Here is a 15188-nt window from a genome sequence, read left to right as displayed (position 1 = left end):
ATAATCGGCAAGTTATATAATTTTCTGTCATTAAATTACGCCGCTAATTCTTTATTCAATGTTTCTATCAAGCCATGCATTTCCTCATCAAAAAGCTGATGCATTTTACCTGTGCTTCCTTGCGCATCGAAAGGTGCTTTTTCTAGGTCATCAAGCTCAAAATGGAATGAACTGGCTATATGGTCACGTATCATCCTTAACCAGCCCATCTGTTCTTTACTAAACTTCTCACCTGAACCTGAATGATGTGAGAGTATCCAACGTTGGAAATTTCTTCTCACCGTATCGACAAACGGTGAAAGCGTGTTGTCGACACCGGATACACGACGGATCAGGGCAATAATGAGTTGTAACTCGGCTTCGGGTCGTTTACTTTTATTCTGGTCTATTTCGGCATAGGCATCCCAAATGCGCACAGGAGCAAGCTGTGGCCTATCGGCTTTTAATGTATCCATCAATTCACTAACCATATCAAAGGTGACTTCACGGCGGCGATATGGCTCCTTAAAGTAGATTTCCAGCGCGGTAATGCTATCAATATTATTTTTTAAGTATTGGCTGAATTCGTCTCTGAGTGTTTGTGCATTAAGTTGATGTTTTTCCGACCAGCCAGCATAAGTTAGTTTGTCAGAGGTGTAATAGTCTATCTTCAGATCTTTATCGCTGCGGATATTAACGATTGTTTTAATAAGTCTTTCATTAAAAACTTTTGATGCATTGCTAACTAGCTCTTGTTGAGCACTTTTTCTGTACTGTTCACCCGGATCGTCACCTTGAGGCAAACCTGCAATTTGAAGCGCTCGGATTTCAATATCATCGATATTTATTGCATCGATGAGCCCCCTGACAATTTGGGTTAGGGTAATGCCTCCGCTATCCATTTCTATACGCTTTTTATCCTGCTCTTCAAGTTGCCGGTCTAACCTGGCTAAACGGCCAGCAAGGGATTTAACGGTATCAAGCCCATAAGCCCCCATCATTACTGCATTTGCCAATTTTTTAAGAGGGACTGAAGGATTGGAGATTAACGGCTGACTGGGTGTGGCTAAAGACTGGGTTATCCCAACAGCATCAACTATCACGAAATGGGTTTTATCGCTGATGGCATCATCGGTTACTCGTTGCATTCTTTGCTTATCGAGAGTACGAACCCCACGCCCTTTCATCTGTTCAAAGTAATTTCGGCTTTTAACATCACGCATAAACAGCAAACATTCTAACGGCTTAATATCTGTTCCAGTAGCTATCATATCAACGGTAACTGCAATTCGTGGCGAGTGGTTATTGCGAAAGCGTGATAACACAGCTCCAGGCTGTTCACCTTTTTCAATCAACTCACCTTTTTTATTGCGTAAGCCCTCTTGAACCTTGTATGTAATTTTTTTGCAAAAATTATCATCTTCATTGAAGGTTTCCCGAACAATTCTGACGATATCATCGGCGTGACTATCAGATTTAGCAAAGATAAGGGTTTTAGGTACACAAGTACGCGCAGGGAAGATGTCTGGTAATGAGGCTTTAAAAGTTTCAATAATCGTTTTTATCTGACTAGGGTTGATAATTTTATCGTCTAAATGCTTGGCTGAATAAATTTCATCCTGATCTTGTTGATCCCAACGTGTTTTGTTAGTTAAGCGCTCTCGGTATTGCACTGGCTCCATTGCTTTGAGCTTCCCCCCTTGTTGAGTCACCTCAGTTTCAATTAAATAAACTTCGTAACCAACATTTACGCCATCGGCAACCGCCTCTTCATGGCTGTATTGAAAGACTAGGTTTCTACCGAAAAAGCCGAATGTGCGATTATCAGGGGTGGCAGTAAGCCCGATTAACATAGAGTCGAAGTAGTCGAATATCTGACGCCATAAGTTATAAATTGAGCGGTGACATTCATCGATGAATATTAAATCAAAAAACTCTATGGGTAACGAAGGGTTGTAGGCGATAGTTGGAGACTTAATTAATGCTGATATTGATTCTCTGTCAGAATAATCATCAGTTTCCTCATTAATAGCTTTGCCACTTAATATGGAATATAAACGTTGGATAGTACAAATATAAATTTGGGCATCTGTAGGTACGTAACTCGACTTAAACCTATGAATGGGGTGTAACCGATGCAACATCTTAGTGCTATCAACAGGCTTGAAGTTAAGCATTTCTTGTTCTGCTTGCTCACCCAGGTTTTTGGTATCTACAATAAATAAAATGCGTTTTGCTTTTGCATACTTGAGCAAACGATACATAGAGTTAATGGCTGTATATGTTTTGCCTGACCCGGTAGCCATCTGAATTAGGGTGCGCTCCTGGTTTTGACGCAATGAACTTTCAAGTTTTCTAATAGCCGCTTCTTGACAGTCTCGAAGACCTAATTCTGAAGGAGGGAGATTATCAGGGTTAAGTCCTGGTAACTCTTGAAGTTTCTTGAGAAGTGAAGATTTTGACTTTAGAAATGCTTTGAGAGTTTCTGGTTGATGAAAATGAAATACCTCTCGTGGTTCAGTGCGAGGATCATACTTATTGGTAAAGAGTATTTTTTCTGATATTACAACATAGTTGAATGGTAAATCATCTGAAAAGCATGGCTGTTCGACGGTGTTTATTGCACCTACGGCTTCTCCATTAACTAATAGTATGTATCCGGGACTTTTAAGGCTGTCTTTTCGAATAGCGAAGTCACCTTCATATAAATGAGCGTCTTCTGTAGAGAGCACCAGTTGCCAGCCAGCAGCCTCAAGTTGGTTATCAATATGAGCTATATGGGGTTGCCTGTTATTTTTATTGTTCATTTTTTATTCTTATTAAATAGTGTTTTTTAGACGGTAATTTTGAAGGGGAAAATTCAGCCATTAGACAATTTTCTAGGCAAATAGTTGAGGTGAAACAAATAGGTCTTCTTCCTTTAGTTCAAATTCTTGAACTTCATTAAGAAGTTCGCCCCGTATGATCCTCCTAATATTTTGGATGGAAGTATTTTTGGCTGAAGCTTTCAATAACAACAACGGTATTTGGTGGGTATTACAGTATTTGCTAACTTGCCAATGTCCTTTAAAAAATCCAGTACCATATTCTTTGATAAATTCATTCATGCAACTTTTACAAAAGCGCACTTCTCGAGACATAAAATTAGGTATCATCAGTCCACGAGGCTTTGATGTCGGATTTATTAGCTTTTGAAGGTCTTCTAGGTACTTAGTTGGCTTTGTTAGCTCTTGGGCTCTTCCTTGAACCGTATATTTTTTGTCGAACCCGGTATTTCTCAACAGCTGAATTAAATCACTTTCATTGTGTCGCTCAAAAATAAATCCCGTATTCTTATGGATATAGATATATTCTTTCCACCTTCCTGTAGTGCTTACAATATTTGAAAAGTCTTTAAATCCGGTAGTATCCTGCATACGAAATATAAAACTATGAATAAATTCACCTTGCTCCGTAAATGGTTTTAACATTAAATTCCCTGTTGGATGTTAAGAGCTTCTTGAAGACAAAAAATAGAGCCAAGCCGGAACGTCCCTCTGGAGAATAAGCTTGGAAAAACTTCTAATGCGTTGGTGGCTTAGTCCCGCAGCTTTTTCAATTTCACAAAGTGGTTTATCTCTATTGAAGCTGGCTATGAACTCTGAACAGGTTCGCACCAACCGCCTGGACTGATACTCATCAACACTTTCCGAATAGCGAGTAAAAAATGCCAAACATAGCGGTAGTTTACATAGTTTTTTTTCTATTATGCTTTTGAATCCAAGTTGGTTAGCAAACCAAGCTCGTGATCTTCTGGGTCCTATAATATCAAACTGAGTAGAACGCTCAATCTTTATTAACTGACGGACTATTTCTCTGTCTCTGGCATTCCAGTTCACACGCGTATTTCTATAGTTTTTAATATGTTGTGGCTTGTTTTCCTTTAACCACCGACAATCATAACGATAAAGCCAAATATATAAGCGAGCACAGGTTTTCTTTGCTCTCATTTGCTTTAAAGATTTGCCAACAGAAAGCAATCGTAGCCACTGTCTTCGGCATTTTTTTAACTTTTCTCGATTCGGTGAATTATAATCATTATGTTGTTCAGGTGTTTCTCCGGGAAGCATTTCTCCACGCTTTATAGTTATTTCCAATTCTTTAGGTTCTGGTATTAATGCCTGCCAGACGACAAAATGTTGAAGATAAGCAAACGGTCGCCTATGTTTTCTGAACATAGCAATCAGCCAGTTGTTTTCGGAATTTTTAAAATTCAAACCAGCTCGCTGTAACCACTCATCTCCCCAATAGGCTTTGATTTTGTTGGCAACTTGTTGATGATCGATTCTATTGCCTTTCTTCAGGTTTAAATAATCAGCGATATATCGATAAAAGTTACTCCAATTCAATATCATGATGTCACCATTTAGAAAACGGTTAACGCGTTTGGATAACAACAACTTTTTTTGATTAGCAGTTTCTGTGTACCCCACCTTGATGTCGATATTTTCAGCTCCAACAAACTGATGCCGGTGAACAGAACTTAAGGGAATGTCAGTATCGATTAAATAACAAGAGTGCTGCCAACAACATTCAACTCCTGGACATTGAAAAAGCCTGCGCCAATAGTTGTAACCGAGTGTCTGTTTATCTTCTCGCCAACAAAGAGGGCAAATTTTGTAAGTATTTGGCCATTTAAGAACTGAGGCATTTATACCGGTTCGAAGGGAGCTAGTGTTGAGCGAGTCTTGTATTAAATTTTGCTGAAGCAGTTTATATCTTCGTGAAGGGATAAAGCTTTCAAATAATGGCAAAACGGTATGATTGTTAACTACCTGTTGGGCCGATATAGGCCAAATATGCCCAACATTCGCCAATAATTGTTGAATATGCCCCTGAAGTAAGGGCGATGGCACTATAGTTCTATTGCCAAAAATCCAGTCCAAGGCAACTTTATCATCCTGTACTCCTTGTTGATGAATACAGCGAGCAATTAAGCTCGTAAGTAGCTCATCTTTTTGAGGCTGAGGAAAGTAAGCGATCACTTGATTTCTGTATATTTAAAGGTCATAAGGCAAGTATAGTAAAGTATTATTTGGTTCTATTAGCTATAGTTGTTGAAAGATAACATTTGAGTAAAAATTTTATAGCACCTCCAGCGTTTTGCATGAAAAATGAGTAATCCCAATGAAACGCATCCGTCCCTGCAGCTAGCCGGTCAAGCATTTACAATTAGGTTCTCTTCCTTCGCTTAGCGGAATTCGAGCCACCATCACTTTGATTGCCAGTTAAGCATAGGAGCTGACCTAAGAGTGTAGAAAATTTATGATCAGAACTTTGACTTGCTGACCATCCTCAGAAACTAAAAAACAGCCCTTAATGGACTGCTTTGTGCCACAGTGACCTTTCAGTAGCTGCACTTTTTGCAACATCTCGTGTCACCTGTGTGCCCGACCGTGTGAAAATCTGAATTAACTAATATGCAAAATATGCATATTGGTACATTTTAAACTGGTCGAATTCGACCAGTTTGTGCAACAAGTTGTTGCACAATTAGTGACACCTAGATTACTTTCTTGCGGGCTGTAATCTTAGGTAAACCATGATTAACCCAAATAGTTGAAAATATCCTAGATATTAACTTTTCCAAATGCCAAATTATTTTAAGCTAGGTATTAATTACCTGAAGGAATAATATGAAAACAACTAATCTAACACTCATACAAACTCTTAATAATATCCTGCGCAATGCCTATAGTATGAACGGGTTTCATCGTTCATTTGTGTGGTCCGATACACAAATCCAGAGTTTTTTCACTGACTTATGTATTGGTGTACCAATAGGAACAATTACAACCATTGACTCTGGTTCAGCACAGTTAGAACACATTAGTACGAATTTGCCATTTCCAAAAAGAAACGCCCCCGTTTTGGTTATTGATGGAGTGCAACGCTTATGTTCTCTCGCTTTTGGCTTTTTAGATCTTGACCCTAATAGAAAGGTATACTTCGATTTAAAACAAATGTTTTTTTCAACTACTGGCAATGATTCAAACTATGTAGTTATATTAAATCCAGATGATCCAATATTTGACGGTGAGGAAGGTTTACGTTACATAGAACTCAATACCGTTATGAATGATTTTCATTCAATTTTTAGAGCTAAATTATACTTAGAGAGTGCAAAAATAGGGGCAGATGAATGGGTTCAACTTATCGCTAGAATTACACTTCTATTTGAAAACCTAAGGACGGTAACAATTCCTTTTACTGAGCTTAAAAATAATCACTCTCTGAACTCAATTAAAAATGCCTATGTTAGGTTAAATACCCTCACTTGATTTATTGGAATAAATATTACTTAATTTAAAATACCGCTTTAATTGACTATAAATCGGCTCTATATAATCCATATTGCGACGACAGTTTTCTTCGCTAAGGCGACATAAAGAGGTACTGATAGGAAAGGTCAACTTTCCGATCATATAACTGTCATTAATTTTACGCATCTATGACACTCTGGGACACGAAACGCCATAGAATGTTTGTTTTATTCCTTTTTGTATTCCATTTTCGTTGCTTTCTTCATTTGAGCCATGAAAACATGTAAAATTATTTAGATGTAATTTTACTGAGTATAGTTTACGGCATAAGTTATATAGTGCAGTAAGATTAATCAGTCAAACAGAACGTTCTATTACTGACATTATCTATGAACTTTTTTTCTAACCCATCACAATTTAAAAAACAATCCCAGATCACTCCTTTTAAATACTAAATGTGGTAAATAGAGCAAGAAACTCCACCAGAGAATAAATTGATTGCATGGCACTATTTCTGAAATTAAATGAGTTGATAAATATCTATTAAATTCCACTAATTTAGTTAACCAATACAACCTAGCAAAGTATTGGAAATCCAGTTAAGGTATAAATCAAAGTAAGTGTCTTAAAGTTGTTGTATTTATATTATGAAATCAAAGCACATTATTATGAAAATCGAGCATGCTGAAACTGTCTCGATATGTGAATCAAAAGAGGGTCGTTTATAATGATAAACAATTGTACACATTCATATTATTTTATCTTAATTGATAGATTAATAAAAAATAAAAAATAAAAAATAAAAAATAGTAAGGTATTCGCTTGTCTCAATCGTTTAAACAAATGCCCTTAGTAAAAATAAAGGGTCAGATGAAAAAGTTAATTTTTTGTAGTGCTACTTTTACTTTGTTGATGTCAATGTCGACAGAAACTTGGTCAAAAGAGCTAATTACAGAAAAAAAATATAACTTTGATGTTCACACAAAAAAAGCTGAGTTATCACTCATTGAATTTGCAGAACAAGCGGACCTTACATTTATTTTACCTTTTGATGTTGTACAGGGAAAACACATTCATAAGATAAAAGGGGTTTATACGGTTAGTGAAGCATTAGATATTATGCTAAGCAATTCCGGTTTGAAAGCACATGTCGATGAGCAAGGCCAGCTAATAATTATAATAGATGACCAATATAAAGAGACAATAGACATGATGAAAAAAAGTCAAATATCGAAGGCAGTTATTGCAGCCGTAACGTCAACGACCCTTCTAGGCACAAACATATCAGCAGAAGAAAACAATACGGATGAGATTGAAGTTGTTCAAGTTACCGGGGTTCGCAGCGCCTTAACTAAAGCAATGTCATTAAAACAAGATGCTAGCGGTATTCAAGATAGTATTGTTGCGGAAGATATAGGTAAGTTTCCAGATCAAAATGCTGCAGAATCACTTCAACGTATCACTGGCGTCACAATTTCACGAGAAAATGGTGAAGGTTCAAAAGTCACTGTTCGCGGCTTTGGCCCTAAATTTAATGTGGTAAAAATCAATGACCGTACGTTAGCGACAACTGATGGTGGACGAGATTTTGACTTTCAAGTTTTAGCATCTGAATTGATTTCTGGTATTGATGTAAAGAAAACACCAACGGCTGATTTAACTGCCGGCAGTATTGGTGCATATATCAATATTAATACGGCGAAACCATTTAACAGCCCTGGTTTTCATGCACTTGGTTCAGCTAAAGCGAACTATAACGATTTATCCGAAGAATCAAACCCTGAATTTTCAGGTGTTATTAGTAATACTTTTGCTGATGATACCTTTGGTGTTTTATTCGGATTATCGACAAAAGAAACGGATAGTCGTATCGATAAATATCGTACTAACCGTTGGCATGAGTTATATAGTCTTCCAGAAGGTTTAACTGATGATGTTAAAGATTTAGACGGCAATGTTCTTCCTGATGCAGAAGGTTTTAGACGTCCAGGTCGAGCTGCTTTTGAAAGCCATGATGAAAATCGCAAAAGAACTGGCGCAAATTTAGTTTTTCAATGGGCACCTACAAATAATATCGTTACTTCATTTGATGTTTTATTTACTGATTTAGATCGTCAAGTTTCAAGCCTTGGCATACAAATTCCAACTCAGGCAACACAATATAACAGTGCAGTAATTGATGACAATGAAACCTTAATTCGTGCAAATATTACCGATAACAATATTGATGGCTTAAACCGTACTTTGGGTGAAGACTCAACGTCTTTGTCTTATGGTTTCAATACTCTTTACGTTAAGGATAAATTAACGGTTGAGTTTGACGCTTCTTTTTCAACTGCCGAAGCTACTCATATTAATAGAGAATATATTCCTCATTTTACCTTACCCGATGATCCCGATGGTCGTGAAATTACTTTGGATTATGGCGCCGGGGATGTATTAAATACCACTTCAACAATTGACGTTAATGATATAGACGGCATTCGTGGCCATTGGAATGGTGCAAATACTAATGAGATTGAAGATGAAGTTACAGAACTGAAACTTGATACTACTTATGAATTAGATTCAGATTTATTTGAATCAGTGCAAGTTGGTGTTGCTTATTTAGATCGCACTACAAGCAATTATGCCTATAGTCTTAATAATGGTGGTGGTCATTGTACCCCTTGTGGCGGTGCTCCTAATGTGACCTTTGATAACCCTGAAGAAATATTTGGTTTAAGCGACAACCCTGGTTATTTAAGTAATGAATCTGGTGATTTTCCTCGAAGCTGGATAGTTATTAAAGATTTGGATGCCTATATTGAGGGGGTACAAAGTATCGGCGAAAAAAATTGGTACAATGATCCGACGACAGGATGGCGAGTCGATGATGAATTAGGTGCGCCGTTATTAGCGTCAGGTCAAAAATGGAATGAAGAGTCTTTTGATGCGGCTCCTTCATATGAAAATGATGAAACTACCTATTCTGCTTATGCGCGGGTAAATATGTTCGGTGAAATTGGTGACTATACTTGGTCTGGTAATGCGGGCTTACGTTATATTAGTATTGAAAATACTGCCCATGGTTTTAGTCAAGAGTTATTAACGATAAAAATTAACCCTAGCTCAAATGATTCTGAGTTACGATTAGACACTACCTATTCTGAAGCACTTCCACTTAGTCAAGATTCAGATAATCAGTATTTATTGCCCAGTGTTAATATCAATTTTGACTTGAATGATGGTTTATTCCTTCGTACAGCCATAGCGCAAACAATTTCACGTCCAGCAATTAGTGATACCGGCGTTAACAAAAGTATTAATGTAGATAATACCGGGCAAATTACTACACAATCAGGTAATCCATTTTTAGAACCTTATAAAGTTAATCAATTTGATTTATCACTTGAGTATTATAAAGAGAATGGTAACGCTTACTCTATTGCCTATTTTTATAAAGATATAACCGATTTTATTTCAACACAAAGTAACCAAGCACCTTACAGTGGTGACGCTGTTATCGACCAAGACGTGTTAGAACGTGTTACTGACGGCGTTTTACCAGAAACCACCACGAATAAACAAAATCGTAGTGGTGGTACAGTAAATGGTGTTGAATTAAGTGCATTGCATTATTTTGATTACCTACCTGGCTTTTTAAGTGGCTTTGGTGTGCAAGCAAATTATACCTATGCAGATAGTGAAGATGATGGTGCTGAACCATTTAACCAACCGGGTATTACTGATCCAGGTAATGCATTAGAAGGATTCGCTAAAAATTCTTATAACCTGATTGCTTTTTATGATCAAGACGGATTGCAAGCAAGAATAGCCTATAACTGGCGTGATGATTTTATGCATGCTAGAGATGGCGCTGATGAGAGTGTTGCAGCAGCTTTACCAGTACATACAGAGGCTTACGGACAGTTAGATGCAAGTATTTCGTACGATATTAACGAAACATTTACCGTTTCTTTGGAGGGTATTAACTTAACTGATGAAGGACGAGTTGAGTATGTTGATATTGACTCTCGTGTTACTAAAGTTGAATATGCAGGTGTACGTTACCAAGCAGGAGTAAGAGTTAAATTTTAACCTTACTTAAATATAACAGGGGCTCATAGAGCCTCTGTTTTTTATATCGATTTATTGAACATAAAATTGTATAGAGAATAAAAGCATTATGTCTACAGAACATCGACCATTAAAGTCTTATGTTATTGTTGGTGGTGGCACGGCAGGCTGGATATCAGCAGCAGTATTGAGTCATACATTACAAAATACCGGTGTTTCAATTACCTTAGTTGAGTCTCCTGACATACCAACAGTTGGAGTAGGTGAAGCCACTATCCCTTCGTTTGTTGATTTGTTATCTTTTTTAAATATTTCTAAGCAAGATTTTATTACTAAGACTAATGCAACGTTCAAATTAGCAATTAAGTTTGTTGATTGGCATCAACAAGGTCAAGATTACTGGCATCCCTTTGGTAAAATAGGCAGTAAAATTGATGGTAAAGAATTTTATCAACATTGGTTAAAGAGCAATATTCATGGTGGTAAATTCGCATTAACTGATTTTTCACCAGCCATTGCGATGGCAAAAGAAAACCGTTTTTTTATTCCAGACCCCAAAAATCCTAATAATTTATCAAGTTCTGCTTATGCTCTACATTTTGATGCCGGTTTAGCCGCTAAATTTTTAGCTGAATATGCTCAAGCGAAAGGCGTTAAATTGATTAAAGCCCATGTACACGATGTTGAACAACATGAAGATGGCAGAATTAAAAGCTTAAACTTGAATAATGTTCAACAGATAACCAGTGATTTTTTTATCGATTGTAGCGGGCAACGTAGCTTACTCATGCAAAAAACACTAAGAGTGGGTTTTGATGATTGGCAGCATTATTTGCCGGTGAATAGCGCAGCGGTTATGCAAACCGAAAAAATGTCAATACTTGCACCCTATACTGAATCAACAGCACATGAAAATGGTTGGAGATGGCGCATACCTTTACAAAATCGTACGGGTAATGGCTTTGTCTTTAGCCAAGATTTTTGTAGTGATCAGCAAGCAATAGATTTGTTAACCAGTACAGTTACTGAAAAACCAATTAATGACCCTAAAATTATGCGTTTTACTACAGGTAAAAGTAAAAGGTTTTGGTATAAAAACTGTTTATCTGTTGGTTTATCTTCAGGTTTCTTAGAGCCCCTAGAGTCAACTGGCATTCATCTAATAATGAAAGGAATCCTAAATTTCGTACAGATGTTGCCTGATCATAATTTAGCTGATGTTACGCAAAATGAATACAATCGTTTGATGGATGCTGAGTATGACAGCATTAGAGACTTCATTGTTTTGCATTATTGTGTAAGTAAACGTAATGATTCTGCTTTTTGGAAAATGTGGCAACATACAGCTATTCCTGATTCACTTCAAAATAAACTCGCGTTATTTAAAAGCCAAGGGCGGTTAATGCGAAACGATTTAGATTTATTTGCTTCTGATAGTTGGTATGCAGTTCTTGAAGGAATGGGAGTTACACCTAATAGTTACGATCCTACAGTTGATGCTTCAAATTTTAAGTTAATACAAAAAATATTAACCGAGAGTGAAACTGCATTAAGAAATAATGTTCAACAGCTGATGACCCATGACGAATATATAACTAGACTATTAACCTCTACATGATTTTATTCACATCAACGTAGTTTAATAATTAATAAAAAATAGACTAGGGTAAAAAATGTTATGATTCGTTTAATAAATACGTCAGGTTAATCGTAATGAATAAATGCTAAAAAAGAAGTTCAGTTTAGTTCACTCGTTTTTGTCTATTAGGCCAAATGTTATGAGTTATATTTCTAAAATGGCTCCCCCTTCAGAAGTTGAAGACATAGTTCAAGAAGCTTATGTAAAGTTATGCCTATTAGAAAATAATCAATCAGAGAGCAGTGATAATAAAAAGCATCATCGATCGCTGTTATATACGATTGCAAAAAATTTAGCTTTAGATTACAACAAAAAATCAGAAGTTAAGTTAGCTGATGGCGTAGAAGATGAATACGAATACCCAGTGGAAGAGAATAATCCGACGTTCGAATATGCTGTTACTCATGAAAGTTTTGGTAATTTTTGCTCCGTTATAAGAAGCATGCCTAAACAGTGTCAAAAGGTTTTCGTATTGAAAAAAGTTTATGGTTTTACTCAATTCGAAATTGCCAAGGAACTTAATATAAGTATTAAAACTGTCGATAATCATGTAGTAAGTGGCATGAAACGACTAAAAAATCATATGGATAAAGCAAAAAAACATGGTCAATCAAAGCTTCAAATTAACGTAGGAGGTTAATATGAAAAATAATGTTATCCAATTACCTAATGATGATCAGATTTTAGATCAGGCACTTCATTGGCTTGCGGAAGTTGATCGTGGACTAACTCCAGAAAGAGAGGCTAGTTTAAAAAAATGGTTAGGGCAATCCGTTAAACATAAAGAGACATTTTTAGAAATGGCTTCAATGTGGGATAACTTAGATGTTTTAGCGCAACTTTCCGATGTATTTCCTTATAAAAACAGCAGTAAAAAATGGTACAACCAAACGGGCTTTTATAAGATAGCCGCGTCGGTATTATTCTGTCTAATCGCTAGTTTTTATTATGTTAGTCCCACAGGTAACAAACTTGTACAACAAAATTCATCCACTGAATACAAGGAATTAGTTGCGACTTATCGTACTAAAATAGGTGAGCACTCTACTATCAAACTGCCTGACAACTCGATAATAACGTTGAATACTAATAGTAAAGTCAGTGTTGAATATACTCATTCTCAGCGTAATTTAGTGCTTGAGCATGGTGAAGTGCATATTGATGTCGCTCATAACAAGGATCGTAAATTCTTAGTTCATGCGGGCGATAAAACCATTGAAGCTATTGGTACCGCATTTAATGTGCAAAATTATAATAATGTTGCTATTGAACTGTTAGTTACTGAAGGTACTGTTGTAGTTTCTGAACTGTTAGATAACCCTGAACCTGACAAGGACAGTATTATTGGTAAATTAAGCAAGTTTATTAATGATGATAAAGGGTCAATATTAGCCATAACAGCTGGCGAAAAAATCAATTTAAATTTAAATGAAAAATTCAAAGCATCAAAAGTAACAATTGAAAAAATCAATAAAGAAATAGAAACAAAGCTTTCTTGGATGGAAGGTAAAATTGTTTTTAAAGGTGAATCTTTACAAGAAGCTATTGAAGAAATTAGTCGTTATTCTCCGTGGAAATTAGAGTTAAGTGGTGAAAAAGTCAAAAAAGTTAAGATTATTGGCAGATTTCAAACTGGCGATATTAATTTATTGTTAGCCACACTGAATAAAAATTTCAACATTCATTCTGAACATGTAGATAATTCTAGAATTATTTTAAGTTTCCAGAAAGATTCTAGTTAACTTTATTCCATACAAAGAAGAGCAGTTTGTTTTGATGTATTAAAGCAGGGAAGACTTTAATTATGTGTATGTTTTTTATTAATTGAAGGTCACTTTACGAATAAAATTGTATGCATAAGATCAAATAGTAGGTAAGTATTCACGATGCTCCGGAATATGCATATAATTGAGGTTCGCTATGCAAGATAAAAAACTTCCCGTACAAATTACCACAGAAAACTTTGAAATAATTTCTTCAGGAGTTGTTCATTTAACGGAAGAGGAAATTAAATTTAAATTAGGATCTCTTGTTATAAAATACAAATTTAAAAGGGATTTGTACAAGCCTAGGTTTGTAGGAGAAATGGTTGGCAATGAACTTGTGATCAGTTTATACAATTCTGATAACCAAACCGGAGAAGGTAAAATAGATCCTATTGAAATAGGAGTACTGAGAGGAAAACCATTATTTACCACTTGGTTTGTGAACACTATTGAACATAATTTGAGGTTATTTAGTTATACATTCATGTGGAAAAGCGAATGATTTTTATCTCTTGAAACGTCACTCTGATTTACGGTTCCATAAACTTTGTAAATGCATCGATTAAATTATTATCTATTTAACAAAAAAACTTCTGTAGTGGCGTAGTAATTTTGCCACTTAATTCTTTGCGTCACTACAGTAATGTCTGTTGAGGGATCATTAAACAGACTATTCTGCCAACTAATTTTATAACCTACTTTACGTCAGCAATGTCGCATTAACGACGCTTTAACATTGTATACTTAGCATAAGTTAAGTTATTGATTAGGTTTCATGTGAACATCTTATTTTTGTGCACCGCTAATATCAACCGCAGCAAATCCGCTGAGGTATTATTTACAAATATCGGTGATAACAACACATATAAATCGGCGGGACTCAGTGCAAAATATACCGCGATGAATGATTCGCAGTTGTGCACCGAAGAATTATTGGAGTGGGCAGATAAAGTTTTTGTGTTCGAGAAAATGCATTTAGACAGAATCATTGAATATACAGGTGATAAATTCCTTCGTAAAATTAGCAATATAGATATTGAAGACAGGTATCAATTCATGGATCAGGAATTGGTTAGGCTGTTAAAACTAAAACTATTGCCACTAGTTTTGTAGTTACATTTGTATGTAAAAAATAAAAAACTATTCACGCTTCAGTGGTCGTAAATCTTCTGTGCCAAAAGCTGAATTACCAACGTGCAAAATATGCACATTGGTATATTTTAAACCAGTCGAATTCGACTGGTTTGTGCCTGTTGAGGATATGAAGATCATAGGAAAGGAAATTAAAGTAGTTGAGTATGGGGGGCCAATTGGCATGCATATTCCGGCGAACGTGAACACCGATTCCGGTTTATCGTGAACACCTGAATTTTTAACGCGTAACCTTCTTTAATTTTTAGCGCAAGTGTTCACGATGCGTCAACTTTTAATTGTTTTTCTCAT

The 15188-nt window shown here is 36.1% G+C and carries 10 protein-coding genes; 7 read left to right on the top strand and 3 right to left on the bottom strand.

The window, feature by feature from the left end; genetic code table 11:
* Positions 1–35: 35 nt before the first annotated feature.
* The 3 genes from ND16A_RS15045 to ND16A_RS15055 all read right to left on the bottom strand — a co-directional run bounded on the left by ND16A_RS15045 (position 36) and on the right by ND16A_RS15055 (position 5003).
* Positions 36–2786, bottom strand: coding sequence for a type I restriction endonuclease subunit R (locus ND16A_RS15045; RefSeq protein ID WP_033076423.1), 2751 nt, complete (start codon positions 2784–2786; stop codon positions 36–38).
* Positions 2787–2858: 72 nt separating this feature from the next.
* Complete coding sequence (locus ND16A_RS15050) at positions 2859–3449, bottom strand: hypothetical protein (RefSeq protein ID WP_033076422.1); 591 nt, start codon at positions 3447–3449, stop codon at positions 2859–2861.
* An 18-nt stretch (positions 3450–3467) separates the two neighbouring features.
* Positions 3468–5003: a TnsD family Tn7-like transposition protein gene (locus tag ND16A_RS15055; RefSeq protein WP_033076421.1), complete on the bottom strand. Its 1536-nt coding sequence runs from the start codon at positions 5001–5003 to the stop codon at positions 3468–3470.
* Between the two features lie 651 nt (positions 5004–5654).
* On the opposite strand from ND16A_RS15055, the gene ND16A_RS15060 reads away from it, so the two are divergent.
* The 7 genes from ND16A_RS15060 (at position 5655) to ND16A_RS15090 (ending at position 14858) form a co-directional block, all read left to right on the top strand.
* The gene (locus ND16A_RS15060; RefSeq protein WP_033076420.1) at positions 5655–6299 is read left to right on the top strand and encodes a DUF262 domain-containing protein; all 645 of its coding nucleotides are present in this window, start codon (positions 5655–5657) and stop codon (positions 6297–6299) included.
* An 852-nt stretch (positions 6300–7151) separates the two neighbouring features.
* On the top strand, positions 7152–10361 hold the full coding sequence (locus tag ND16A_RS15065; RefSeq protein WP_052072861.1) for a TonB-dependent receptor: 3210 nt from the start codon (positions 7152–7154) through the stop codon (positions 10359–10361).
* A gap of 88 nt (positions 10362–10449) precedes the next feature.
* Positions 10450–11958 (top strand): tryptophan halogenase family protein, encoded by a 1509-nt coding sequence (locus ND16A_RS15070; RefSeq protein WP_033076419.1) that lies wholly within the window; start codon positions 10450–10452, stop codon positions 11956–11958.
* A gap of 103 nt (positions 11959–12061) precedes the next feature.
* Positions 12062–12619, top strand: a complete 558-nt coding sequence (locus ND16A_RS15075) for a sigma-70 family RNA polymerase sigma factor (RefSeq protein ID WP_033076418.1) — start codon at positions 12062–12064, stop codon at positions 12617–12619.
* Between the two features lies 1 nt (position 12620).
* A complete protein-coding gene (locus ND16A_RS15080) occupies positions 12621–13721 on the top strand; it encodes a FecR family protein (protein ID WP_033076417.1) in 1101 nt (366 codons plus the stop codon).
* Between the two features lie 178 nt (positions 13722–13899).
* On the top strand, positions 13900–14247 hold the full coding sequence (locus tag ND16A_RS15085; protein ID WP_033076416.1) for a DUF6864 domain-containing function: 348 nt from the start codon (positions 13900–13902) through the stop codon (positions 14245–14247).
* A gap of 275 nt (positions 14248–14522) precedes the next feature.
* Entirely contained in the window at positions 14523–14858 is a 336-nt protein-coding gene (locus ND16A_RS15090) for a hypothetical protein (RefSeq protein ID WP_052072859.1), read from the top strand.
* The last annotated feature ends 330 nt before the right edge of the window (positions 14859–15188 follow it).

The organism is Thalassotalea sp. ND16A (assembly GCF_000764205.1).
GTDB lineage: Bacteria > Pseudomonadota > Gammaproteobacteria > Enterobacterales > Alteromonadaceae > Thalassotalea_A.
This window is presented reverse-complemented; position numbering and strand designations above follow the sequence as displayed.

Excerpts from the sequence above, each read along its gene's own strand:
- ND16A_RS15085 (WP_033076416.1), top strand. The coding sequence starts at position 13,900 with ATGCAAGATAAAAAACTTCCCGTACAAATTACCACAGAAAACTTTGAA.
- ND16A_RS15050 (WP_033076422.1), bottom strand. The coding sequence starts at position 3,449 with ATGTTAAAACCATTTACGGAGCAAGGTGAATTTATTCATAGTTTTATA.
- ND16A_RS15060 (WP_033076420.1), top strand. The coding sequence starts at position 5,655 with ATGAAAACAACTAATCTAACACTCATACAAACTCTTAATAATATCCTG.
- ND16A_RS15045 (WP_033076423.1), bottom strand. The coding sequence starts at position 2,786 with ATGAACAATAAAAATAACAGGCAACCCCATATAGCTCATATTGATAAC.
- ND16A_RS15065 (WP_052072861.1), top strand. The coding sequence starts at position 7,152 with ATGAAAAAGTTAATTTTTTGTAGTGCTACTTTTACTTTGTTGATGTCA.
- ND16A_RS15080 (WP_033076417.1), top strand. The coding sequence starts at position 12,621 with ATGAAAAATAATGTTATCCAATTACCTAATGATGATCAGATTTTAGAT.
- ND16A_RS15070 (WP_033076419.1), top strand. The coding sequence starts at position 10,450 with ATGTCTACAGAACATCGACCATTAAAGTCTTATGTTATTGTTGGTGGT.
- ND16A_RS15075 (WP_033076418.1), top strand. The coding sequence starts at position 12,062 with ATGCTAAAAAAGAAGTTCAGTTTAGTTCACTCGTTTTTGTCTATTAGG.